This window comes from Vibrio iocasae (assembly GCF_042245395.1).
GTDB lineage: Bacteria > Pseudomonadota > Gammaproteobacteria > Enterobacterales > Vibrionaceae > Vibrio > Vibrio iocasae.
This window is the reverse complement of sequence record NZ_CP145310.1, coordinates 731610-756341: the sequence shown is the minus strand read 5'-3', so window position 1 is coordinate 756341 and position 24732 is coordinate 731610. Positions and strand designations below refer to the sequence as shown.

The window sequence follows — 24732 nt, the reverse complement described above, 5'->3', positions numbered from 1 at the left end:
TACTCGTGGTACATAAGCACACCTTTGCTAATGCCCGATGTTCATCCCGTAAGAGTTTACAAGCCTATGTTGGATCTAACTTACGGAACACTATAATGCTAAAACAAATTTCAACTTCTCTTTTACTAGGCGCTATTGCTGCAGCGCCTTTTGCTCAGGCATCTGATGCTAAACCAGAAGAAGCTAAAACCGCTATTGTTCTTGCCGCATTTGGCACGACTTATGACACCGCGGTTGGTTCTCTAATCGGTATTCAGGAAGAAGTAGAACAGGCGTATCCGAACACGCCTGTTCGTTTCGCTTTTACTTCTAATATTATCCGCAAAATCTGGCATCAAAGAGACTCTGATCAAGCGTACAAAGATGCCCACCCTGACATCCCGGCTAGCTTCTACGATGTAAAAAATATTCTGGGTACTCTGGCTGACCTTCAGAACGAAGGTTATAAAAACATCGTCGTTCAAACGACGCTTCTTACCCACGGTGAAGAGTTCATCGATCTTAAAGCGTATACCGATGCACTTAGCTCTATAGAAACCATCAAGCAGAAATGGAAGCCTTTCCATACCATCACTATTGGCCGCCCTTTAATGGGAACATGGGGTAAAGATTACGAGTATCGTCAGGACCTCGAAAAGCTAACCGTTGCGCTGAAAAGCGACGTTGAACTGGCTAAGAAAAACAATTCCGCTCTTGTCTACATGGGACACGGTAATGACCACCTCTCGACAGGCCTGTACTATGAACTGGGCGAGATGATGAATGAAGCTTACCCAGAAGTGAAAACATATGTAGGTCTTGTAGAAGGGCATCCTGGTTTCGATAAGATACTGGCCGATATGAAAAAAGATGGTGTTAAAAAAGTTACTGCCAAACCACTGATGGTCGTTGCTGGAGACCACGCAACTAACGATATGGCTGGTGATGAAGAAGATTCATGGAAAGTGATGCTTTCTAATGAAGGCATCAAAGTAACACCAGTCCTAGAAGGCCTTGGTAGCAACGATGCTATCCAAAAGATCTATCTTCAGCATCTGGTTGACGCAGCAAACGATGCAAAACTGGCGCTTAAGTAGGTAATGAAGTGAACGCAACCTCAGTTCCAAATAACACAGCATCAAAACCAGACACAGTATCCATACAAGTTGCTGTCTCGAATGAGGATGCGTTTATCGAAGTCCGGTCTCTTACCCGAAATTTTGGTAAGAGCCGGGCGGTTGATAACATGAGTTTTTCCCTTAAAAAAGGAGAAATTTGTGCCTTTCTCGGCCCTAACGGTGCCGGAAAGACCACAACGATAAAAATGCTCACCGGCCTGCTAGAGCCAGACTCGGGCAAAATTTTGTATGAAAGTCAGGAAAACCGTTCCGACAGACATGAACTAAGACGTTTAATTGGTGTTGTACCTCAACACAACAATATCGACAGAGAACTCACCCCTGCCGAAAACCTCCGTGTTCATGGGCTTTTGTACAAAATGCGAGGCAAAGACCTCGAACAAGCCATTGAAGAGAGTCTGGAGTTTGCTGGCCTGCAAGATCATAAAGAAAAACCATCAGGAAAACTCTCTGGCGGCATGAAGCGCAAGCTAGTGATCGCCAGAGCCCTGATGCACAAACCTAAAATCCTCTTTCTGGATGAACCTACCGTAGGGCTCGATCCCCACAGTCGCAGGAAGATGTGGTCTTTCCTGAATAAAATCAATCAGGAACGTAAGTGCACCATATTCCTGACTACCCACTATATTGAGGAAGCAGAACGTCTATCGGAAAGAGTTATTTTTATCGATAGCGGCAAAATCATAACAGAGGGAACCGCGGACACTCTGAAACAACAGCTCGGTCAATGTGTGTTGGATATTGAGTCAGAGGAGTTCACCCAGGAATTTTTTGATGACAGAGAGCAAGCACTTAAAAGGCTATCTCAAATTACACACGCCCCTGTAAGCATCAGGGAGACAACACTGGAAGACGTATTCCTTCATTTAACAGGAAAGAGGTTAGTCAAAAATGCTTGATGGTGTTGTAGGTATCTACTACCGGGAGTGTACTGTTCTCCGAAAAAAGCTAGTGCGAGTGGTTCTGGCAGCAGCCGTGCCACCGTTTCTTTATTTAATGGCCTTTGGCTACGGTGTCGGCAAGGGAACCAGTGTCGAGGGGCTGGACTACCTGACTTTCCTTCTGCCCGGCCTGCTTGCCATGTCAAGCATGAACCACAGCTACAATATCGCTACCGAGATAAACATCAGCCGTTTCTACTTAAAAATATTTGAAGAGTATCTGCTCTCTCCCAATCAGCGCTGGCAGATCGTGCTGGGTGAAGTCGCTTACGGTGTAACCAAGGGCATGATTCCAGTTGTAGTCGTCTCTGTTTACAGTGTGATTTGCGGAATTTCACTGCATTTTGGTATCCAGTTTTTGCTCGCTTTGGTCCTTCATCTGATCGCTTTTGCACTCATTGGCTTGATTGTCTCTCTGAAAATGAAGAACCACAGAGATCAGGCGACAATGAACTCATTTGTTATTACACCAATGATGTTCCTTTCAGGCACATTCTTCCCTGTCGATCAAATGCCGCTGTTTATTCAGTGGCTGGCAAAGCTGTCGCCTTTGACTTACAGCGCAGACTTGATCCGCTCATCCCTGCTAAATTCACCGTTTAACTATTCGTCTTTAGGAATATTACTGGTGCTAAACGTGGTATTGGTCTTTATCGCAACAAGAATTGTCTATAAGGTTGAAGCATGAAGTGGGGACTAGTTGGAATCTTCATAGTCGCCATGTTGTTGTCCATGTTAATTGGACCTAACTTCATCAACCCGTTAGACATGTCGGCAATTGAGTACAAAATTCTTACCGAGTTGCGAGTTCCTAGGGTACTGTTTTCAGCGGTTATCGGTGCAATGCTTGGGCTTAGTGGCAGCATCTACCAGCTCACGCTTAAAAACCCACTAGCAGATAGTTTCACTACAGGTGCCGCCTCGTCTTCAGCTTTGGGGGCCGTACTTGCTATCTCATTAGGTATGCCGGTTCATCTCATCTCTGTTTTCGCTTTTATCACTGGTATTAGTGGACTTGCCATGGTTTATCGAATGTCCCTGACCGGAGGGCGAATCAACCCGATCACCATGATTCTTGCTGGTGTGGTGATGAATGTGGTTTCCTCTGCTGTTATCAGCTTCTCTAAGTACTACTTTGAAGACTCATTAAACTCCATCGTCTACTGGCTGATGGGGGGAATATTTATGGTGAATGCAGAACGATTGATCATCTGTATTGTACTTTTTGCACTGGTCTTCGCTTATCTGCACCGAAACGCAATGAAGCTGAATATCCTAGCGCTCGATGAACATTCCGCGCAGAGCTTAGGCGTCAACGTTCACAGGCTACGATCAATTGTATTTATCGCCTCTACCCTGTTGGTGTCGGTAGCGGTTAGCTTTTCTGGCATCATCGGGTTTGTCGGCCTGATTGTCCCACACATTTCACGTAGCCTGTTTGGCAGCGATATGAAGCACAACATATTCTATTCAAGCCTGTTTGGTGCATTCTTGTTGATGGCATCCGATACGTTATCACGTGTAATTATTCCAGGAGGCGCCGAATTGCCAGTAGGTATCATGACTGCCATCTTTGGTGGCCTGTTCTTCTTCTACCTGTTAAAACGTCGCAGGGAGCACTTCTGGAATGGCTAACCTTACGATTAAAAATCTCAATTTTTCCCGCGGAGACTTCAAACTGAGTGTCCCGGAGCTGGAAATAAAGCACGGGGAAAAAGTCGCGCTAATGGGTGAGAACGGCTGTGGTAAAAGTACCCTGATCAACCTAGCAACTGGATTAATTGATGTACCCAAGAAATCGGTGTTCTATCAAAACAGAGCGATAGAGAAGATCCCTCATGCCGAGCGTGCCCGGTTATTCTCAGTACTTGCTCAGTTCTCTGATATCTCCTTCCCTTTTAGTGTTATGGAAGTGGCATTACTAGGTAGGTATGTGCACCTGACAAGCAATGATTTTCAGCAGAAAGATCGCGACATCACGCTTGATCTGTTAAAGCTGCTCGATATCGACCAGTACAAAGATAAGAGCTATGCCGATTTGTCAGGCGGTGAGAAGCGCCGAGTCATGATAGCCAGGGTTCTGAATCAGGAAGCGCCTATCATCTTTATGGATGAGCCTAACTCCAGCCTTGATATCAGGCACACGCTAGAGATATTTGAACACATGCATCGACTACCACAGACGGTGATAACTTCAGTGCACGATATCAATCTGGCTCACCGCTACTTTGATCGCTTCCTGTTCTTTAAACAAGGCAATCTAATCTACGATGTTCCGCGTGATGCGGTAACACCACAACTACTTTCTGAGGTTTATGATGTTACGGTATCTACTGATACTTCTAGCTTTAATTTTTGTCCCAACTAGCTACGCATACGAAAGAATTGTCCTTTTGGCTCCTGCTGCAGGAGACATTCTGATTAAGCTGGGTGCTCAAGACAAAGTTGTGGGCGTCACACGCAGTAATCACGACTTTCCAGATGCACTAAAGATAGGTTCCCATATCAAGCCAAATGTGGAGTTGCTAAAAGGGTTAGAGCCCGATCTGCTTATCATCAGCACAAACCGCTTTTTCTCGGATCAAATGAAGCAGCAAATCGATGCGGATGTCATTCAATACGATCCATATACCCTGAATGAGATTTTGGAACAAATCGTCAAGATAGGCAGGGTTGTCGATAAACAACAACAAGCAAAACAGTTGGTGGCAGAGCTGTCAGATATTCAGTCTCAGATTAAGCCTCTTGAGAACAAGCCAAGAGTGGTCTTTGAGGTAACCGAAAGTCCATTTATGGTTGCCGGACAGAAAAGCATTGTAAACGGAATCATCACTGCGGCAGGTGGCGAGCTGATTGCCCCCGGCAAACGTAAAGTCGTGAAGTTCAATGTAGAAAGTATCCTATTTGAAAACCCGGACTTTTATCTCTATCAGGTTGGCCCCATGAACAAAAGCCCTACACCACCGCTAAGCAGGCCAAATTACAGCATTATTGACAGTCAGATAATAAAAGTTGATCAGCTTGAATTTTCAAGAGCAACAACACGTTCCTTCTATCTCGCTCTTGAGATGAATAAGAAGTTTCAGGAATAAGCGGAATAATATCTTAACTATCCTCCTATGCACCTCACCATTTTGAATTAGACTTAGTTGTATCGTTAGTGATTACAACGTCATTACGGGTAGGTGCACATGGACGGTCAGATTGATTTCAGATGTTTGTATGAAAAGTGCCTGGCGGGCATTTTGTTAACTGATAGAGATATGAATATCACGCAGGCAAACCAATCAGCCTGTGAGCTCTTGGGCTATAACACATTTGAAGATATCGACCGCCTTAAAATCGACTCCTACCACATAGATTCATCCCACCAGGAACTCTTTAACTTTTATATAGAAAAAAGCCTGCTGAAGGGTAAACCCATCGTTGTGGACTTTCCGTTCTTAAAGAAGGGAGGAGACACAGTCTGGCTTAGTATTTCAGCAATAGCGATAGATGCTGGAGATAAGCCTGATCTGGACAAAGGTGTGGTTTGGACTCTGGTTGATATTTCCTCTCGTAAACAAGTGGAAGAGAAGTTGACCCACGAATCAAACACCGACTACCTAACCGGTATCAGTAATCGACGGCATTTCTTTCTCACTGCATCTAAGCAGATCAGTTTCCACGACAGAAATAAACGTACGCTATCCGTTCTGATGTTAGATATAGACAATTTTAAAGCAGTGAACGATGGCTACGGTCATGCCGTTGGAGATCAATCGATCTGCATGCTCTCTGATATCTGCCAGGAAAGCCTTCGACATGAAGATCTTCTGGGCCGCCTTGGTGGTGAAGAGTTCGCTATACTATTCGCAGAAACCTCCATTGAAGATGCGAAGATGATTGCAGAGCGCATTCGAATTCAGGTACAGAAAATGAGCCGCGAGATGAGCGGCCCGGAATTCACTATTAGCATTGGTGCTGCAGAACTTAGGGAAAACGACAACATCGATTCTCTGCTAAGCCGAGCCGATGGCGCACTCTACGTAGCAAAACATCGTGGTCGAAATCAGGTTGTCGATGTTCAGTAATTAGGCGCATGACTCCCCTCTCGTTTTTTCTCTACATTTGGACATAGAATCCAGGTATCAGTTAGTTAGATGAGAAAAAGATAATGATAGACTTTACAAAGGGCGAATGGATATTCGAGCCAAAATTACATAAGGTAACAGCAGAGTCGGTATCGATTACAACAGAACCTGAAACAGACTTCTGGCAGCGTTCATACTACGGCTTTAGAAATGACAACGCGCCTGCTCTGCAAGTAGAATCAAATGAAAATTTCACGTTCACTACAAAAGTCAGCTTTGAATATCAGGCTCAATTTGATCAATGCGGTCTGATTATTTATCTAGATAATGAAAACTGGTTTAAAGCCTCCATTGAGTATGAAAATGAACAATTTTCACGCCTTGGCAGCGTAGTCACTAACCTTGGTTACTCCGACTGGGCAACAACAGATATTCCGCTACCAAGTCATATCTGGTATCGCTTAAGCCGAAGAGGGCCAGATTTCCTGATTGAACATTCGGTTGATGGAGAGACGTTCAAGCAAATGAGGATTTTCCACCTCCACTCTCTAGGTGAAACCACTGCGGAAATGGGTAAATGTAACCCTCCTTTACCTGCAAGCAACTCAGTTAAGTTCGGTGTTTACGCATGTAGCCCACTGAAATCATCATTCACTGCTACATTCTCCGGTATGAAGCTAGAACCATGTAAATGGTTAGCTCACGCTGTATAAACTAAAACCCCACTCAGTCGAGTGGGATTTTTTGATGATTAAGTTAGAGCAATGAACGTTATTCTGTCGCTAATTTTTGCTCTTTGTTCTTACGATAAAAGAACACTACACTCGCTAACACAGCCATACCTGCCAAAAACGGTAAAATATCAAGCAACTGACCACTACCGCTAAATGTGATGGTAAGCATGAACAGCCAGCCACTTAACATAGGCAACAAGGTTCTGCGAACCACATCAAATGGTGACAAGCCTGCCATACCAGATACAGCGATAATAACACCAGCGATTGGAGAGATAGTTCGCCCCATGCCAGCAGACATTTGTATTGGCAAAATCATGCTGGAAACATCGACACCAATGGTTTTCGCTATCTGAGGTACGGTTGGTGCGAATGAAAAGAACGCTGCATTACCCGATCCCATTAGGGCAGAAATCGAGAATGTCAGCAGTGCCATGATAAGAACGATGATCGCAGCAGAGAAGCCAAACTGAGTCGCTAATTCTATCATCGCGTCAATCGCACCAATCGATTTAAGACCCATTGCAAAAGTTTGACCCGCGATAATTAGAGTCACTACGGTAGCGAAAATTTTGCCCATATCGCTAAAGACACCTTGCAACTTATCAAAGACTACCTTGCTGTCGCGACAGCGAGTAAACTCACATACCAGGCTGATAGCGACGCTGATAATAATCGCTGTAGACATTCCTACTCTGATACTTTCTACTCCGATCTTACTGAAGGTTAGCATCAGGAACAGAGGAAGGATCGGCAGCAATACGTAGTAAAGCGGTGCAGTTGTATCATCTTGCTTAACTGCCTGTTCTTGGGTTTCCACCACTTCCTCTGTACTTTTGTTATCGAAGTAGCGCTGTGTTAAAGCGTGTACAACGGCTATGGCAAGTATGGTCGGGATCGTAATCGGTAACTGGTCGCTAACGAAATATTCGGTTATATCTAATCCTGCGGTTTTTGCCGCCAGAATAGAGTTGCCTGAACCTGGTCCCATTTCAACCGCACAAGTACTAGCCAGAACCGCAGCAACGGATGCGCGGCTACAACCTAGATTGACGAGTACCGGGTAAAGTGTTGCCATTAGAAGTAGCCCCAGTCCAGTAGCACTAGAAATGAACAGAGATAAAAACTGCCCAAGAATAAATGCCAGTGCCAACATCAAATATGGCGAACGAAGTTTTGTTAGAGGCTTAGCCGCAACCCGAACCATTACCTGACTGGCTCCAATTGCAGACATCAACATTGCAAAGCCACCAATCAACATAATCTTCAGGCCAAGGCCTCCACCACGATTACTAAACGTTGCGCTGATGTATTCGAAAATATCGAATCCGATAAATCCGGTCGATTTTTTTACAAAACTCGCGTCCTGCATAAAAATCGCTATCACCATCAAAACAATACCTGTGGTAAAAAGCACGCCTTGAGGATTGTATTTTTTAAGAATAAATCGTCCCGCTATCACCAGGGCGACTAACGCTATTAAAAGACTCATGTTCTTCCTTACTCAAAGTTTCCGTGTACAAGAATTTCGTTATTCAGCATCATTGTCTGGCCTCTGGCGATAACCGTTTCGAGATTTAAGTCTTTATCGAACACGCACAGATCTGCATCGCGCCCAGCCTGAATAGTACCTTTTTGTATGCCCAGCGAGTTAGCTACGTTTGAAGTTAGCATCGAGAACGCTTGCTCTAGAGAAATGCCCTGTTCAGCTAGCTTTGGCAATATCAGAAGATTTCCGTCCACACTAGCTGCGGTTAAGCCGGTTAATTTACCCTCGTCATCGAATTTAGGCAGACTGCCATTTCCGTCACTACTAATCGTGATTCGACTTACATCAACACCCGAATCAAGTGCCAATTTTGCGGCCTGCTCTGGTGGAGTGAAGCGACTACCACCTGAGGTGATATCCACAAAACCGCCACTTAAAGCAAAAGAAATAGCTTCATCAAACAAGGCTTCTGTACGGGCGACATGAGTTGGAGAGAGATGCTGGACCGGAATCCCCATACGAACCAGTTCATTTAGTGGAGCAAATGCCTCCGGCAAAGCCCCCATGTGCACATGCAGCAAGCCCTTTTTACCGGACAACAAGCTCGCAACTCGGATATCAGAAACAATACGGGAAAGTTCATTAATCGTTGGGAAAGAACAGCGGTGATCAGCAAGAGCGATCTTCACACCCAAAACTGAAGGTACAAAGGTCATATCATCACGGATAGATCCAGTAATGGTTTTCGTAGGCACTTCATAAGATCCGGTGTGCATATAGGCAGTTAAACCTTCTTCACACAGCGCTGAAGCTTTTGCATATAAATCTTTTGGAGAGCGAGAGATTCCATCCGTTCCAAGTACACCTACAACCGTAGTTGTCCCTGCACGAACAAGTCGTGACAACGTCACCTGAGGAGTGCGACTAGAGAAGCCAGCTTCACCTCCGCCTCCGGTTAAATGGATATGTTGGTCAATTAATCCGGGAGCAACTATCTTCCCTTCACAATCGATTTTATTTATATCGCCTAGACCAGATAAATTTAACTCGTCGGATATTGCCAACACTTTTCCGTGACCGAGCAAAATATCTGATTTACCGATACGCTTTGGACTATATAATTCAGCATTTTTTAGTAGGGTAAACATTGTTATTTCTCTTTAGTGTTACTAGCTTAAAGCCATCTATAATTTACAGACAGGGACATAATTATTTAGACAAAGGAATCCCGTCCGTTTAATTAAACAGATTTCCAATGAAAAACTTGATTAAATAAATTATTATCGGTGTAAATTTAAATTATATTTCTAACCCTTTATGGTGACTCATTTTTATTCTATACCCTTACTTTAAGTAAGTAATTCTCTTTCTATTGCTGATTATGAATGATAGTATTCATTTAACGAATAACCTCCAAACACAGGATTAAAAACTTGGATATCAAATGGTTAGATGATTTCATGACGTTAGCAGAGCTCGAAAGTTTTTCTGCTGCAGCAAAAGCGCGGTATGTAACACAATCTGCATTTAGCCGTAGAATACAAGCTCTGGAGGTATGGCTTGGCGTTCCGTTATTCGACCGTTCTACATATCCAATTACACTGACTGAACATGGAAAGAACTTCGTTCCTTATGCAGAAAAAATATTAGACACCGTTAAAGTAACGAAAGAAGATTTTTATAATGCCTCATTAAAGAGTGATAAATCTGTACGTATTGTTTGTCTGCACTCCTTTGCAATTAATCTTATTCCAAAACTATTTAAACAAGCTAAACAACACCTTGAAGGTTTGTACTTTGATATAAACCCTTCTGTACAAGGTATTGATAATCACTACCAAGCATTATTAGATAATTCCTCTGATGTATTATTTGCTTACGATACTAGGGAAATGAGGCCTTCCTTTTTAATTGAAGACAAGTTTGAGCAACAACTCATATTAAAAGAGAGAATAATACCCGTTGCCTCACCTGAGCTCATGGCAAGCGTCTCATCTATGCCAAAGCTTCCTTATCTTGCTTATTCGGAGCAAACCTTTCTGAGAAGTGTCGTTGCCCCAATGGTTGAAACATCTAACCTTCCACTTGAGCAGATTGTCGAAACAACCTTAAGTGAAACGCTCATCAAGATGGCGACAGCAGGACAAGGGATTGCGTGGGTACCTCGCCATGCGATAGAAGAGGAGCTTAAAAATGGAAGCCTGATCCCCGTGTTTGCAGACAAAGCTGAACTGACCGTCCCTCTCAATGTCGTTTGCTACCGCTCTAAGGGGATTATGCGACCATCCGTTCGACAATTCTGGGAAGGCATAAGCGAAGTCATCGAAGGCACAGGTTCATTTGAAGACCAGCAGTAAAACCCGATTTTCAAAATAAACCTTTTGATCATCTCTTCGCGTTTTTTGCAAAAGTCATTTGTAGAAAGTGGTATTTTTGCGATTTCTGAAACATGAATAATAGCCCTCGAACAATAAAACACATCAATTAGTTTGAGGGGATAATATGCCTATCGCATTATTCGCGCTGACACTCAGTGCTTTTGCCATCGGTACAACCGAATTTGTTATTGCTGGGTTGATTCCAACCATGGCGGCCGATCTAAATGTTTCTCTACCTTCTGCAGGACTCCTTGTTAGCCTTTATGCTCTTGGGGTTGCTATCGGAGCACCCGTACTCACTGCCCTGACTGGTAACTGGAAACGCAAAACTGTTCTTATTGCCGTTATGGCTCTGTTTGTACTAGGAAACCTTGTCGCCTGGCAGGCACCTGGATACAGCACATTAGTAGCCGCTCGTATACTCACGGGTCTGGCCCACGGTGTCTTCTTTTCGATCGGTTCCACTATTGCCACTGGGTTAGTTTCTAAAGACAAGGCAGCAAGCGCGATTGCCATCATGTTCACTGGCCTGACCGTGGCTCTGGTAACTGGTGTGCCACTGGGCACCTGGATTGGTCAAACATTTGGCTGGCAAGCGACTTTTCTAATTGTCGCGATACTTGGTCTTATCGCCCTAATCGGTAGCGCAATTCTGGTACCTGGAAACCTTAAGCAACCACCAGCCACTAAATTGTCGTCTCAGCTCAAAGTGCTGACAAAACCTCGCTTGTTACTTGTCTATGCGATCACAGCTTTAGGTTACGGTGGTACTTTCACAGCCTTTACCTATCTTGCTCCTATCCTTGAAAACGTAACAGGATTCGAATCAAGCGCTATCGGTCTGATCATGCTTGTTTATGGCGTATCTGTAGCAATCGGGAATATTTGGGGTGGAAAGATGGCTGATAGCATGGGACCAACTAAAGCACTTACTTTTATCTTTCTGGCTCTAGCTGCAATATTGCTGGTGTTTAACCTGGCAGCGGTCAACAAATTCACTGCCGTTGCGACGATTCTTGTTTGGGGAGCATTCGCCTTTGGCAATGTACCGGGCCTTCAGGTATACGTTGTTAAACTAGCTGAGAAGTACTCTCCAGATGCAGTAGACGTCGCTTCTGGCTTAAATATCGCGGCTTTTAATGTTGGTATTGCTCTGGGTTCATGGGGTGGAGGTCTGGTTGTTGAACAGGCAGGTTTGATGCATACACCATGGATTGGTGCAGTGGTTGTATTCATCGCGCTGTTGCTAACCCGATTGAGCGCGAGTCTCGATAAGCGTAACCCGGAACAACGTATCGCAATGGCTTAGAACCATTTTCTAGTTAGTGTATAAGAGAGTTAAAGTTTCGAGCTAACGCTGAGTGATATCGTATCCAACTCAGATTAGCTCGTTGCTATTTTTCTCTTTTATTTCTCTACGCGATAAATCCGACATTACATTGCACATTACAAATGTAAATTTAAAGTTGAGAAAATTAACCGCAAATGTAAACTAAATCGTAGTGAATGAGTTTGTGAAGTTATAATAAAAGCATCATAAAGACTGATGTTTAATTTTTTCAAGTCAGAGAATCATTATGTCAATACTAGAGAACGTAACACTTCAGCGACTTCAAGACGACTTTTCTTTAATGAAAAGTGCATATAACAAAAACCCAGCACCGACTTATGCTCAACGTATCGATATTCTGAAAAAGCTTAAGCGAGCCATTTTAGACAATGAACAAGAGATCTACGATGCGCTGAAACGTGACTACGGCTATCGTAGCGAGTTTGATACGCTCATCGCTGATTTACTCCCTAGTGTTGCAGGCATTAACTATGCGACTAAAAATCTAAAGAAATGGATGAAACCATCTAAGCGTCATGCCGGGCTAATGCTGACACCTTCAAGCGTTACAGTTCATTATCAACCACTCGGAGTGGTTGGCGTTATAACGCCATGGAACTTCCCTTTCTATTTAGCGCTAGGACCTACGGTACAAGCACTTGCGGCAGGTAACCGTGTCATGATTAAAATGAGTGAGTTCACTCCGAATGCCAATGCAGCCTTAAGAAAACTCACAAAAGGTCTCGAAGAGCACATCCAGATTGTTGAAGGCGAAGCTGACGTTGGTGCTGCTTTTTCTGCACTCCCATTCGACCACCTTATTTTTACCGGGTCATCAGCCGTAGGAAAGCTTGTGGCGAAGTCTGCTGCAGATAACCTAACGCCTATCACGCTTGAGCTGGGTGGCAAATCACCAACCATTATTGATAAAGATATTGACATTAATATCGCTGTCGACGCTGTTATCGTAGGTAAATCAGTCAACTCAGGGCAAATCTGTGTGGCACCTGACTATGTCTTTGTTCCTAAACAGCGTGAGCGAGAATTCATCGATGCATTTATTAAGCGTTATACTGAATATCACTTGAATGGTAAGGACAGCAACACGCAAACCCATATCGTTTCCGAACGCCAATATTCTCGTTTAATGAGCTTCTTAGAAGATGCAAAGGCTCAAGGGGCGAGAGTCGATGCAGTCAAAGACGTCGAACCTGATCAAGGTCGTCGCGTTTACCCTCATCTAATCAGTAACCTATCTTCAGACATGAAGATATTACAAGAAGAGATCTTTGGCTCTATTTTGCCGATAATGACCTACGAAGATGCCGAGGAAGTGATTACATACATTAATGACAGGCCTCGACCATTAGCACTTTACATCATGTCTAAAAATGAAACGCTGATTAATAACTTTGTGACTAGAACGCACAGCGGTGGTGTTTCAATAAACGATACTGCCATGCACGTTGTCGCAGATGATGCACCATTCGGTGGTATCGGTAACTCAGGTATGGGCCACTACCACGGTCACGAAGGCTTCCTGACCTTCTCTAAAGCAAAAACCGTACTACGTTCAAGTTCTTGGCTCCCTAAGAATCGATTTATTCTTAAAAACAGAGATTTTGTATTTAAGGCACTTAGAAGCCTACTATTGAAATAACACCTTCGCCATAGAGCCTTTTTACTAAATAGCAAGAGCCTGATAGCTCTGGCTTGCAAGGTTCAAGCTTGAATAGTGCTTAATGTCCCCTATTATTGATATGGTACTCACTTAGTAGAGGGGAGTTACAATGTATTACTCAGGGCAAGTGTTGAAGATTCAATACACTGGCTTTAAACACTATGGAATCTACGTAGGTAACAACACGGTTATTCACAACTCAAAGAAGTACCGGCGTGTGGAAGAAATTGATTTAAATTCTTTTGCCGACAATCGACGTATTGAGTTCAGTTCAATTAAAGCCGACAACCCAGCTCTGGCGGTACAAACTGCAAGAAAATTCCTAGGAGTTCCCTACAGCTTGTTTTCTGAGAACTGTGAACACTTTGTACGCACTTCATGTGGTTTAGTGAAAGAGAGTACACAAGTCCAAAAGTACTTGATTTCTGCAATTGCAGTGGCTGTTTTGTTGAAAGCCGACAATCCAGTTGTAAAGGCCACAGCTGGGGCAGCGGCATTAACTTCGATTCTGACTCCTACCGAGCAAAGCCCCTTAAAAAAGGTTGCAGTCGCTGCCTGTTTTGCAGCAGGAATTGCGTTCTTGGTTACTAAATTGCGCTAGGAAATTCAGCTCAAAAGGTCAACAAACCCTAGAAAATGTCTTCAATATTGAGGAGTTCTTCAGATTTTTTTCCTTCGGAAAAGCAGCACGCTGGATCCTTTTCATGCTTTGCGCTATGAATAATCGATACCAATAAGAAAAAGGCGGTCTAATCAACTATGGTGATTTTTATCGAACGTGATCACGAATTATCACACAACCGGGCAAGAGATGTCGCTGAGCAAGTTGCCAATGAACTGGAGTTGGAATACGGCCTGCGCTGGCACTGGGACGAAGAACACCTGCATTTTAAGCACCATTCTGCCCACGGATGGCTGCTAGCAACCTCTGGCAAAATGAGTATGAATATTCGTCTTGGCTTTGCCGCCAGCCTGTTTGCGCACTCTATCGAACAACATATTACCCTTCGCCTGGATGAACTACTCGGCGAGTCCTTATGAAAAATTGATCCAGCGCAAATCCCATCACGATTTTTTGATTTTATTGCGAACCGACAAGCTATTAGAAAGCTGACTCTAACTTCCCTAGCTATCATGAACCTGGAATGAGAATTCAGTCTTATTCAATTTAAGGAGGGAAAGATGGGGATCTTCTCACGCAGCGCAGCCAGTGATGATAAAAGCGTCGAGAGCATGCGCGAAACTATGATGTACAACATTTGGCTTGCAGGACTAGGCGCATACGCCAAGAGTGCCGAGGAAGTCAACGGGATTTCTAGCCGCGGCCGTTCGTTATTCGAAGACCTGCTCGAGCGCGGGCGTGCAATCGAAAAACAGCAGAAAGAGCGTGTATATACCAAACGCAGCCAAGCCACAGTGGCAATGGAAGAGCGGTTGCATCAAATGGTGCAGAAAGTCACTGGTGTCGAGAGCTTCAAGCTGAATGAGGTTGATGACAAGCTGGATAAACTGACCGAACAAGTCGAACTGCTGCTCAAGCAGAGCCAGGCTCAGAAAGAAAGCGCGCCAGCAGCGACTGCCGCTGCAGAAAGTGTAGCTAAAGAGGTACCTGCAAAGCCAGCTGCGAAAACGACCAAGGCAGCACCACGGTCAAACTCAGGTATAGCCAGGCGAAAAGCTCCTGCTAGCAAGGCAAAAACCGAAACAGCCACTAAAGCACCGGCACGTAAGCCAAAAACTGTAACAACCGAAAAAGCGGAATAACCCGAAACACCAGTTCATTGGGAGGACATCATGAGCAAATTAAGCACAGTTGACCAAACCGCCACTCAAATCGTTGAAAACGGTGAGTATATGACACGAAATATCTGGCTGGCGGGACTGGGCATGTATAGCCGCAGTGTCGAAGAGGCACAGTCTATTAACCAGAAAACCAGCCGTATGTTTGACGAACTGGTAGAGCGTGGCAAGGAAGTGGAACAAGCTGCGAAAGACAAGATCGATCTGACTCGCGATAAAACTGCTGATCATCTTGAAGACCAGGTTAACGACATAATGTATCGTGTCAGCGGTATAGATCGAACCAAGCTTGATCGGTTAGATGAAAAAATCGAAAAGCTGACTACCATCGTAGAAGCAATGCTAGAACAGCAAGCGAAAAAATAGCTGACAGCTTGCTAGTAGACTGGTGGGGGACTGCCCCCACCCCTCTTCATTCGTTTAAAACTGGATCGACGGGCGCCTATGAATAAACTCTCTCTTATCGATCTTGCATTTGTGTTGTTTGAATCTGGTGACACGCCGATGCATGTTACCGGACTACTCCATTTGCAACCACCACCAGGCACCGAGAGCGCAGAGTTCGCATGTGACCTGTACAGCCAACTTCTCACTTATACCGAAGTCAAGTCACCATTCAACTGGCGCTTGAACCTGTCGTTGACCGAATGGCCAAATTGGCAGGACGTCCCGAACGTAGATATCACCCAACATGTTCATTTGTCGATGCTGCCCCAACCGGGAAGTCGTGAGCAGTTGCTGGACTTAGTGGGAAGGCTCCACAGTCATCAACTGGATCGCTTCCGGCCACTGTGGGAAATGTGGGTGATTGGTGGCTTGGAAGACAATCAGGTGGTGATCTGCTTCAAGTTGCACCATGCCATTGCCGATGGTATGAAAGTCGGCAAGTTAGTTGATTTTTGCACGTCACTGGATCCCAAAGAGCCAGGCAAGCCATTTTGGCAGCAGGATTTAGGAAAATCGCACAAGCAACAGCAGGAAGAAAATCATCAGTTGATCACTCAGTTGTTTGGCTCGGTCGATGAGCTAAAACGTCAACTCAGTGCTTCATTGGGATTGGTTTCTTTAGGCACAGGTATGCTATCAAAGCTGTTTTGCGGCAAACTACCCGATCTAAAAGTCCCCTTTACCGCGCCCAAAACACCGTTCAACCAAAAGCACCACAAATCGCGAGCGGTTGGCCTGGGCCGACTACCTGTCAGCCAGTTTCGGCAGATCAGCCGCGTCACCGGCGCGTCACTGAACGACGTGATGTTATGCGTGTGTGATATTGCTTTGAATCGATACCTGCAGGATCACCGTCTGTGTCTTGAGCAACCCTTGGTGGCACTGATGCCGATTGATCTACGGGAAGAGGGCGCAGTCAAAAATGGGGGCAACAAGTTTGCGGTTGGCCTGGTTGAACTCGGTCATGCCTTGGATACTCCAACCAGGCGTCTGGCAGCAATCCAACAGTCCACCGACAATGTGAAGCACCATGCGCAAGAGGTGTCACCTGGAGGGTATATCAACTATTCGATTCTGGTCAACGGATTAGCACTGTTAGGCGGCAAACTGAATATCAACCATGTGGTACCACCAGCCACCAACCTGATCATTTCCAATGTGCCGGGACCAGCGCAGCGGCGCTATTTCTTCGGTGCTGAAGTGCAGGAATGCTATCCGCTGTCTCTGCTTATCCCCGGTCAAACCATTAACATCACCATGTTTGGCTACGATGACCACCTGCATTTCGGACTCGTCAGTTGCCCGTCTAACCTGTCCCATTCAGAGAAAATACCCGATTACCTGGAAGAAGCATTGGCGTCCCTCGATCGGGATGTGATGGACACAGCAATGTCAGGGTTGAATGGAGGGCTGTACGACCCTCTGGCCGACGATCATTCACAAAACCTGGCGTACGAGGCCGAGATGCTGCTTGCCGAACTGAAGCAGTTCAAGGTATCACCTCTTCCTCGGCAACACCGAAGGGTAACCAGAGAAACCGAGCCAGCGAAGGAGTAAGACTAAAGATCTGAATTGTTCGTCTATACTATTGACATGATCGAATGACAGCGCGGGTTCCCCAACTAAGTTCAGGGAGGTAAACATGGCACATTGGACAAGTCGGGCATTTAACAAAGTGCTTGAGCGCGTTATGCGCCAGCGTATGGCTCGCTGCGATGATGTGCATGAAATGCGAGAGCTGATCACCAATATCGACCAGTATGGTGCGCTCATCAACGTCCCGAAGTTATTGAAGCGCTCTCCATGCAGTTGGGCTGATATTCCCTGTGAATGGGTTGACATGCCAGCATCCGACGACAACATGCTGCTGCTCTATTTCCATGGCGGCGGATTCTGTTTTGTCAGCCCAAATACCCACAGCAGCTTTATCGGAAGGGTTTGCCAGAAAATATCTGGCCGTGGACTGATGGTAGATTACCGTCTGGCTCCGGAGCATACGTATCCCGCGGCCCACGATGACTGCTACGCGGTCTACCGTGCGCTGCTAAAAGAGGGCTACGACAGCCGTCAAATAGTCCTGATGGGTGATTCAGCTGGCGGTAATCTGGCACTTGGAACCATGCTGCAGGCTCAGCAGGATAATCTGCCACTCCCCGCCGCTGCGGTTCTGCTCTCTCCTGTATCGGATATGGAGATGACTGGACAAAGCGCCTATGCAAAACGTAATGACGACCCGTTCTTCGATCTGCCTTCACTGCTGCTGATGCGCAACACCTATCTCTGCGGAGCACCACCAAGGGATCCCTTGGTTTCTCCCATTTATGCTGACTACGTGGAACTCCCTCCTACACTGATCTTGGTGGGCTCTGAAGAGGTCTTGCTGGATGACTCGACTCGTCTCGCTGAAAAGCTGACACAAGCTGACCATCAAATCGAGCTGATAGTGGGTGACGGGATGCCCCATGTTTATCCGTTGTTTAGCCAGATTCGAGAAGCCGAAGAAGCGATTGACAGCATTGCCCAATTTCTGTGGCAACACGATGTAATAAAAGGCGAAGATCCCGCCGCCAGATAAGCACCCCAATATCTACTATAGTATCAGGGCAGCTCAGCTAACGGGAACTGCGATTTCTATGATACGAGTTAACACTAGCTCGTGAGCTGCTCAGCCCAGCGCTGGTGCTGAACTAGTGCTGCCCCGTGCTCAGGTGCGATGTAGGGAGAAACCAGGGTCAACATGCGAATCACACCTTTGCGCACCAATGCTGGCTCGTCGAGGCCTGGATGCAGCAGAACCTGATAGTGTGCCCAGTGCAGACCAACCAGTAAAAGATTGTCGGATAGGATAGCCTGCTCAGCTTGATTTACCCGCAAAACACCGAGGCTGGATAACCGTTCCAGCATGGTCATAATCAACCCCTTCAGTCGACGAATCAGGGCTCTGATCCGCCGGCCAAGGGCCGGAGACTCACAGTGTAGATGATCCAGACTCCTGAAGATAAACTCGTAACGCAAGAAGTGCTCCATCAGGCGATGCAAAAACGCCCAATAGTGCTCCAAGCTTTCAACCTCCCGGAAAAACGCCTGACTATCGTCGGCAAATAGCTGATCGCATTCGTTGACCAACACTGCAACAATCTCATCCTTACCGTGAAAATGGTAATAAAGGTTACCAGGACTGATCTCAAGCTCAGTTGCGATCTGCAAACTGGAGATTGGCTCAACCCCGTGCTGATTGAACAGACATCGGCTTGTTTCTAGGATTCTGGACTTGGTATTCACTCGGCCTCCATGCACGTGTTGTGTTAACGCGGGTATATACCTGACTACGCTACACTGACTGAAATCTGCTGCTGAATATGTTCAAATTCGGCTTCGGCCAAACGCTTGACATCCTTGGCAACAAAATCCTGCAGCGCGCCACCAATAAGCGGCAGCGATGCTGATACCGAGATAGTGACATGGTTTTCACAGCGCTCATTGTCATCAAAGGCGCTCAGTCGCATTTCACCTTGCACCGTCACTGGCACACCGACAATATCTACCATCAGATCACAGGAGATTGTGTCGTCATCCAACCAGTGCCACTGCTCTTGCTGACGGATCTGATTCGACGCGCCAAGCACCGCTTTCAGTATCGACGGCACATTGGCCGGCACCTGGCGCTCGGTGCGGGTCCTGAAGCCATCGTCGGTTTCTGCCAGTTCCTGGACCTGGGTATTGCTCGCTCCGAGCTTTGCATATTTCTCTTCGATTAGATCGGGTTCACTGAAAAACCGGATCACCTCATCTAATGGTGCCGCATAGGCATGAATCATTTCGATTCGTTTCATTCCCGCTCCTTGGTCGTCTGTTTTTCTGTCTACTGCTTAATTGAGCACTAGCTTACAGATGAATATCTCTGATTAAGCTGGACAGGGCTTGTATCTCCCGTTGTATCTGTTGCTGATTTTCATAGGCAGCCTCAGCTTCGGGCAGATCTGGCCGGTACTTTTGATCCAGCTTGTCTGGGTACATATGGAAATAAGTGTTCATGATAAGCTCACCCAGTTTAGGGAATAGCCCGTGCACTAAGGCACCAAACATGCCCAATCGGGTGGAAACCCGCTTCGGTCGTTCGATAATGGCTTTAGCAACCATCTCTGCTGCCTCTTCAGGGCTGAGAGTTGAGACCGATCGATAGGTTTCCACTGGCTCAAGCATCGGCGTGTCGACCAGGGGCATATGGATAGTCGTCATGTGAATGTTGTAGTCAATCAGCTCTGGAGCCGCACATCGGGTAAAGCTTTCCATCGCACCTTTAGACGCAGCATAAGCAGCAAAGCGTGGCGGATTGGTCAGCACTGAAATCGACGAGATGTTGATAATATGACCACCATTATTGGCAATCATGCCAGGTAGACAACCGTTGATAAGTCTCAGTGCACCGAAATAGTTTATCTGCATCAGGCGCTCATAATCGTGGAAACGGTTTAGCGAGTTGATCACTGGGCGACGGATAGAACGACCGGCGTTATTAATTAACACATCGACCTTACCGAACTGCTGTTCAACCAATTGCAGCATCACATCCACGGCTTCAAGGTCAGCAATATCACAGTAATATGCTGCCGCCTTGCCACCCAACTCTTCGACTTCGCGAACCGTCTCCTGCAGTCGTTCAGGGTTACGCGCCACCAGCAATAATTGCCCCTTTGTCTTCGCTAGCTGAAGAGCTACTGCTTTACCTATGCCCGATGAGGCACCCGTGATCATCACAGTTTTACCCTTCAGCCGGGCGTTGAGGCTGCGCTCCAGATGCAGGTCAGGGTCCAGGTTTCGCTCCCAGTAATCCCATATAGCGGGGGCGTAATCCTCAAGTCTTGGACAGCTGATATCCGTGCCTTCTAAAGCCCGTTGGGTATTGCGGGAGTCAAACAAGGTTGGCGTGGTAAAGAATGCGGCCACCGCTGGTGGGATCCCGAACTCCTTACATAGAGATTGGCCCAGACGCTTTAACATAGGCTGATTACCCAGCTCGTTGCGCAGTGCTTTGGGTAGTAGCTCCAGCAGGCGAAGGTCAATCCGCATCGCTACCCGAGGCGCATGTCCTGCGTGGGCGAAGATATTCACCACCTCACCGGCTCGACAAGGCTCAGGATCGGTTAGATGAAAACACTGGCCGTTCAGCTCCGGCTGATGGGAAATATGATCCATGGCATCGGTGACAAAATCGACCGGTACCAGGTTCAGGCGACCCCCTTCAAGCCCCAGCATAGGTACCCACTGTGGTAAGGAATCACGTATTTTCTGAATTAACTTAAAGAAATAGTAAGGCCCGTCAATACGCATGGCCGCACCAGTTTTCGAGTCTCCGATCACTACCCCAGGTCGATAAACTCTCCATGGCAATGTACTTTGCTCACGTACCAGCGCCTCTGAGGCCAACTTACTAGTCAGGTAGCTGTTGCCCTCAGGATGAGCTTGCTCGAACATATCTTCATGGAACCAGCCGCGATACTGGCCTGCGACGGCAATTGAGCTAACATGGTGAAAACAGCCGGCACCCAGTTCTTCGGCTAACTGAAGCGCATGTCGGGTACCGTCGATGTTGACCTTGTCGATAGTATCACTATCGGCTTCGAACGAATAAACCGCAGCAAGGTGGAAGAAATGTGTCACTGAGTTGCTGAGTTGGTCAATCCACTGGGATGCGATTCCCAGTTTCGGCTGGGTCAAATCTCCTTGGACAAACACCAGATTATCCGTTGGGAAACCAAGCTGTTTTGCCGCGTTTAGGATCTTAAGCTGGCTATCATCATTGCGAACCAACAGATAAAAGGTTCCTGGCCGTTTGGTCAAACGTTGTAGCAAGTTTAAACCAATAAATCCGCTGGCCCCAGTGACAAAGTAGTTCATATTCATTCCTTAAACAGATCCAATAACACTCATTTAACCTTGGCAATTGTGTGCTTATTTCGCAAGCCGCCTAACACCATTCTCTTAGTCAGTTCAAGATCTTGACACTGGTCCGTCCAGTTACTGTGACGCATATTGCATTTACGCTAATAAATACATTGCATAAACGGTATAGTGTGCTACTCGTACCAAGCCGAATGGAATGCTCAAGGAACAGGTGAATCTAAAAGTTTAGCCGGACAGCAAAGCAAGAAAACCGCCCGGTCTTTGAGTTATTTGGCTAGCTCGCGCTCAATCGCACTCACTACTTTCCTGGCATTGGGGTTGGTCGTAGACGAGAACCAGTCAACCAATTGGCCGTCTTTATTCACTAGAAATTTGTGAAAGTTCCAGCGCGGCTTACCCACGAAACCGACCTGCTGCCCGGCCCAGGTATAGAATGGATGCTGACCTCTGCCTTTAACCCTGGTTTTAGCGGCCAGTGGGAACGTCACACCGAAGTTAAGTTCACAGAAGCTATTGATGCTGGCATTTGAGGATCGTTCCTGACCACCAAAATCGTTACACGGAACACCAACTATCACTAGCCCCTGGTCACAATAGGTTTCCCACAATGCTTGCAATTGCTTGTACTGAGGGGTAAAGCCGCACTCCGAGGCTGTATTAACCACCAGAACCACTTTGCCTTCGTACTCGGCCAGTGACAGCATATCACCAGCGATGGTATCGAAACTAAAGTCGTGGGCGTTGCCTTCGCGACTTTGCCAGGGAACACTCAGCAAAGCAGCAAAATACTGAATTTTGCTAAACATCACACGTTGGTCAAACGTTCGACCAGGTCGACGTATTCCTGCTTAGCCTTTTCTGATTCCATACCACGCAAGCGCTCCCAAGCATCATACTTGGCACCACCTTTAAGGTCGAACAGACCAGGTCGTTTGCCCTGAACATCACCTGCACTGCCTTGTTTATAGTAGGCATAAAGTGACAATAGGGTTTCGTTGTCAGGTCGTTGATTCAATGATTTTACAGCTACGGCTGCCGATTCGAACCGGGAAGAGAGATTACCCATGAAAAACTCCTTTTTTCGATTATTTAAGGTCAACATCAAGAACTGCTCCGACCAGTTTACGATAGTCATAAAGCTTAAAAAGTGACCTAGGCAGAAAACTAGAGAAAATCCCTGCTAGTTGGGCTTTGGTCACGATGAACCGTTAAATCCACTCGACCGCACAGATGGTCTTGTTTGATTTGTTCAACGATCTTCTCTGCCATCATAATGGTTGGGGCATTGGTATTTGCACCAATCAGGGTTGGCATAATAGAAGCGTCAATGACTCGCAGTTGCTCAATACCATAGACTCGACCTTGATTATCTACTACCGCTTGCTCATCCTCTTTTGGGCCCATCTTACAAGTACTGACTGGGTGATACTGGGTATCGGCTCGATTACGGATGTCTTGCTCAATCGCCTTATCATCATTGGGATCAACAGGATAGAAGTTCTCACCTCGCACATCATCAAAGGCTGAGCTCTCCATCATTTGATACTGCTTTTTCCACCCTTCGATCATTACAGGCATGTCATCTGGGTGTCCGAAGAAGTTAGGATCAATCACCGGAGCTTGATAAGGGTCGCTACTTTGGATGGTAACGCTGCCGCGACTCTTAGGTCTTAGAAGTGTCACATGACAGCTGAATCCATGGCTAACATGAATTTTTCTTGCATGGTCATCAGCAACGGCGACCACAAAGACAAACTCCAGGTCAGGCACATCTACTTCATCGCCGGAGCGTAAAAAAGCAATGCCTTCAGCAAAGTTACTGGTCAGTTTGCCTTTACGCTCTTTGCGCCACTCAGGCCAGGCTTTGCGGGTCTCATTGAACATTTGTAGTGAAACACCAAACGTTTCTTTTTTGGCTGAGGTTTTATAGGTGTGCACAAGGTCAATGTGATCTTGTAAGTTCTTCCCTACACCAGGAAGATGGTGAACCAGCTCAATGCCGTGTGGCTCAAGATCGGCTTTATCGCCAATACCAGAAAGTTGCAAGATTTGCGGAGAGCCAAATGCTCCCGCAGATAAAATCACTTCTCGATTAGAATAGATGCGGAATACCTTGCCTTTTGAGCCATACTCCACACCGACTGCACGCTTACCTTCAGTCAACACTTTATGTGTGGTGGCTTTAGTTACCACAGTTAAGTTAGGGCGGTCTAGATTAGGGGTGAGATAAGCTTTCGCGGCACTGCAACGCTCACCATTTACCTGAGTTACTTGGGTCTGCATTGCACCAAATTGCTCAGCACCATTCACATCAGGACTGCGCGGAATGCCTATCTCTTCACAGGCATCAAGGTAGCGGTCGAGCATTGGACTTGGTGAGCGCAGATTAGCTACATTCAGCGGACCACCTTGCCCATGAAACTCATCTTTCAGCTCTTCGTTATTTTCTGCCTTTTTGAAATAAGGCAAACACTCATCGTAGCTCCAGCCTTCGTTACCCAAGCTAGCCCAAAGATCATAATCATACTTATGGCCACGAGCATACATCATCGCGTTAATTGAGCTTGAACCACCTAAAGTCTTGCCTCTGGGTTGATACCCTTTACGTCCATTGAGACCAGGCTGTGGCACTGTTTCAAATGCCCAATTGTTAATTTTAGTCGGCAACATGGCAATTATCCCCGTTGGTGTGTGGATAATGGCACTGTCATCTTTGCCACCTGCCTCTAGCAGGCATACTGAAATAGCTTCATCCTCGGTAAGACGTGAAGCCAGCACACAACCTGCTGAGCCTCCACCAATGATAATGTAATCGTAACGCTCCATATTACTTCTCC

At 46.2% G+C, this 24732-nt stretch carries 25 protein-coding genes; 17 read left to right on the top strand and 8 right to left on the bottom strand.

Annotated elements, in window-relative coordinates; translation table 11 throughout:
* Positions 1-95: 95 nt before the first annotated feature.
* The 8 genes from SNR28_RS03435 to SNR28_RS03400 all read left to right on the top strand — a co-directional run bounded on the left by SNR28_RS03435 (position 96) and on the right by SNR28_RS03400 (position 6845).
* On the top strand, positions 96-1076 hold the full coding sequence (locus SNR28_RS03435; RefSeq protein WP_375749628.1) for a sirohydrochlorin cobaltochelatase: 981 nt from the start codon (positions 96-98) through the stop codon (positions 1074-1076).
* 8 nt (positions 1077-1084) lie between these two features.
* On the top strand, positions 1085-2017 hold the full coding sequence (locus SNR28_RS03430; RefSeq protein WP_375749627.1) for an ABC transporter ATP-binding protein: 933 nt from the start codon (positions 1085-1087) through the stop codon (positions 2015-2017).
* Positions 2010-2747, top strand: coding sequence for an ABC transporter permease (locus SNR28_RS03425; RefSeq protein WP_375749626.1), 738 nt, complete (start codon positions 2010-2012; stop codon positions 2745-2747). Before SNR28_RS03430 ends, SNR28_RS03425 begins: the two co-directional genes overlap by 8 nt.
* Positions 2744-3694 carry a FecCD family ABC transporter permease gene (locus SNR28_RS03420; protein WP_375749625.1) on the top strand — a complete coding sequence of 317 codons (951 nt, stop codon included), beginning with the start codon at positions 2744-2746 and terminating at the stop codon, positions 3692-3694. The genes SNR28_RS03425 and SNR28_RS03420 overlap by 4 nt, the downstream gene beginning before the upstream one ends.
* Positions 3687-4427: an ABC transporter ATP-binding protein gene (locus SNR28_RS03415; protein ID WP_375749624.1), complete on the top strand. Its 741-nt coding sequence runs from the start codon at positions 3687-3689 to the stop codon at positions 4425-4427. Before SNR28_RS03420 ends, SNR28_RS03415 begins: the two co-directional genes overlap by 8 nt.
* Positions 4428-4452: 25 nt before the next feature.
* On the top strand, positions 4453-5151 hold the full coding sequence (locus SNR28_RS03410; RefSeq protein WP_375749623.1) for an ABC transporter substrate-binding protein: 699 nt from the start codon (positions 4453-4455) through the stop codon (positions 5149-5151).
* 99 nt (positions 5152-5250) lie between these two features.
* Positions 5251-6132, top strand: coding sequence for a diguanylate cyclase (locus tag SNR28_RS03405; RefSeq protein ID WP_375749622.1), 882 nt, complete (start codon positions 5251-5253; stop codon positions 6130-6132).
* 83 nt (positions 6133-6215) lie between these two features.
* Positions 6216-6845, top strand: a complete 630-nt coding sequence (locus SNR28_RS03400; protein ID WP_375749621.1) for a DUF1349 domain-containing protein — start codon at positions 6216-6218, stop codon at positions 6843-6845.
* Positions 6846-6903: 58 nt separating this feature from the next.
* On the opposite strand, the gene dcuC is transcribed toward SNR28_RS03400, so the two are convergent.
* Entirely contained in the window at positions 6904-8358 is a 1455-nt protein-coding gene (gene dcuC / locus SNR28_RS03395) for a C4-dicarboxylate transporter DcuC (protein WP_375749620.1), read from the bottom strand.
* An 8-nt stretch (positions 8359-8366) separates the two neighbouring features.
* The gene (gene iadA, locus SNR28_RS03390; protein ID WP_375749619.1) at positions 8367-9503 is read right to left on the bottom strand and encodes a beta-aspartyl-peptidase; all 1137 of its coding nucleotides are present in this window, start codon (positions 9501-9503) and stop codon (positions 8367-8369) included.
* Between the two features lie 285 nt (positions 9504-9788).
* Between iadA and SNR28_RS03385 the strand changes: the two genes are divergently transcribed.
* The 9 genes from SNR28_RS03385 (at position 9789) to SNR28_RS03345 (ending at position 18566) form a co-directional block, all read left to right on the top strand.
* Positions 9789-10712 carry a LysR family transcriptional regulator gene (locus SNR28_RS03385; protein WP_375749618.1) on the top strand — a complete coding sequence of 308 codons (924 nt, stop codon included), beginning with the start codon at positions 9789-9791 and terminating at the stop codon, positions 10710-10712.
* Positions 10713-10857: 145 nt separating this feature from the next.
* Entirely contained in the window at positions 10858-12042 is a 1185-nt protein-coding gene (locus SNR28_RS03380) for an MFS transporter (RefSeq protein WP_375749617.1), read from the top strand.
* Positions 12043-12310: 268 nt separating this feature from the next.
* A complete protein-coding gene (locus tag SNR28_RS03375; protein WP_375749616.1) occupies positions 12311-13723 on the top strand; it encodes a coniferyl aldehyde dehydrogenase in 1413 nt (470 codons plus the stop codon).
* A 130-nt stretch (positions 13724-13853) separates the two neighbouring features.
* The gene (locus tag SNR28_RS03370; protein ID WP_375749615.1) at positions 13854-14345 is read left to right on the top strand and encodes a lecithin retinol acyltransferase family protein; all 492 of its coding nucleotides are present in this window, start codon (positions 13854-13856) and stop codon (positions 14343-14345) included.
* A 158-nt stretch (positions 14346-14503) separates the two neighbouring features.
* The gene (locus tag SNR28_RS03365; protein ID WP_375749614.1) at positions 14504-14785 is read left to right on the top strand and encodes a polyhydroxyalkanoic acid system family protein; all 282 of its coding nucleotides are present in this window, start codon (positions 14504-14506) and stop codon (positions 14783-14785) included.
* A 141-nt stretch (positions 14786-14926) separates the two neighbouring features.
* Positions 14927-15508 (top strand): phasin family protein, encoded by a 582-nt coding sequence (locus tag SNR28_RS03360; protein WP_375749613.1) that lies wholly within the window; start codon positions 14927-14929, stop codon positions 15506-15508.
* 30 nt (positions 15509-15538) lie between these two features.
* On the top strand, positions 15539-15910 hold the full coding sequence (locus SNR28_RS03355; RefSeq protein WP_375749612.1) for a phasin family protein: 372 nt from the start codon (positions 15539-15541) through the stop codon (positions 15908-15910).
* A gap of 78 nt (positions 15911-15988) precedes the next feature.
* Positions 15989-17548 carry a wax ester/triacylglycerol synthase family O-acyltransferase gene (locus tag SNR28_RS03350; protein WP_375749611.1) on the top strand — a complete coding sequence of 520 codons (1560 nt, stop codon included), beginning with the start codon at positions 15989-15991 and terminating at the stop codon, positions 17546-17548.
* An 85-nt stretch (positions 17549-17633) separates the two neighbouring features.
* Complete coding sequence (locus tag SNR28_RS03345; protein ID WP_375749610.1) at positions 17634-18566, top strand: alpha/beta hydrolase; 933 nt, start codon at positions 17634-17636, stop codon at positions 18564-18566.
* Positions 18567-18640: 74 nt separating this feature from the next.
* Here the strand turns inward: SNR28_RS03345 and SNR28_RS03340 are convergent, their stop codons facing one another.
* The 6 genes from SNR28_RS03340 to SNR28_RS03315 all read right to left on the bottom strand — a co-directional run bounded on the left by SNR28_RS03340 (position 18641) and on the right by SNR28_RS03315 (position 24721).
* Positions 18641-19273: a TetR/AcrR family transcriptional regulator gene (locus tag SNR28_RS03340; RefSeq protein ID WP_375749609.1), complete on the bottom strand. Its 633-nt coding sequence runs from the start codon at positions 19271-19273 to the stop codon at positions 18641-18643.
* A gap of 44 nt (positions 19274-19317) precedes the next feature.
* Positions 19318-19824 carry a DUF2505 domain-containing protein gene (locus SNR28_RS03335; protein WP_375749608.1) on the bottom strand — a complete coding sequence of 169 codons (507 nt, stop codon included), beginning with the start codon at positions 19822-19824 and terminating at the stop codon, positions 19318-19320.
* Positions 19825-19876: 52 nt separating this feature from the next.
* Entirely contained in the window at positions 19877-21889 is a 2013-nt protein-coding gene (locus SNR28_RS03330; RefSeq protein WP_375749607.1) for an SDR family oxidoreductase, read from the bottom strand.
* 272 nt (positions 21890-22161) lie between these two features.
* Entirely contained in the window at positions 22162-22701 is a 540-nt protein-coding gene (locus tag SNR28_RS03325) for a glutathione peroxidase (RefSeq protein ID WP_375749606.1), read from the bottom strand.
* Positions 22701-22961, bottom strand: coding sequence for an acyl-CoA-binding protein (locus SNR28_RS03320; protein ID WP_375749605.1), 261 nt, complete (start codon positions 22959-22961; stop codon positions 22701-22703). Before SNR28_RS03320 ends, SNR28_RS03325 begins: the two co-directional genes overlap by 1 nt.
* A 98-nt stretch (positions 22962-23059) precedes the next feature.
* Positions 23060-24721, bottom strand: a complete 1662-nt coding sequence (locus SNR28_RS03315) for a GMC family oxidoreductase (protein WP_375749604.1) — start codon at positions 24719-24721, stop codon at positions 23060-23062.
* Positions 24722-24732 lie beyond the last annotated feature (11 nt).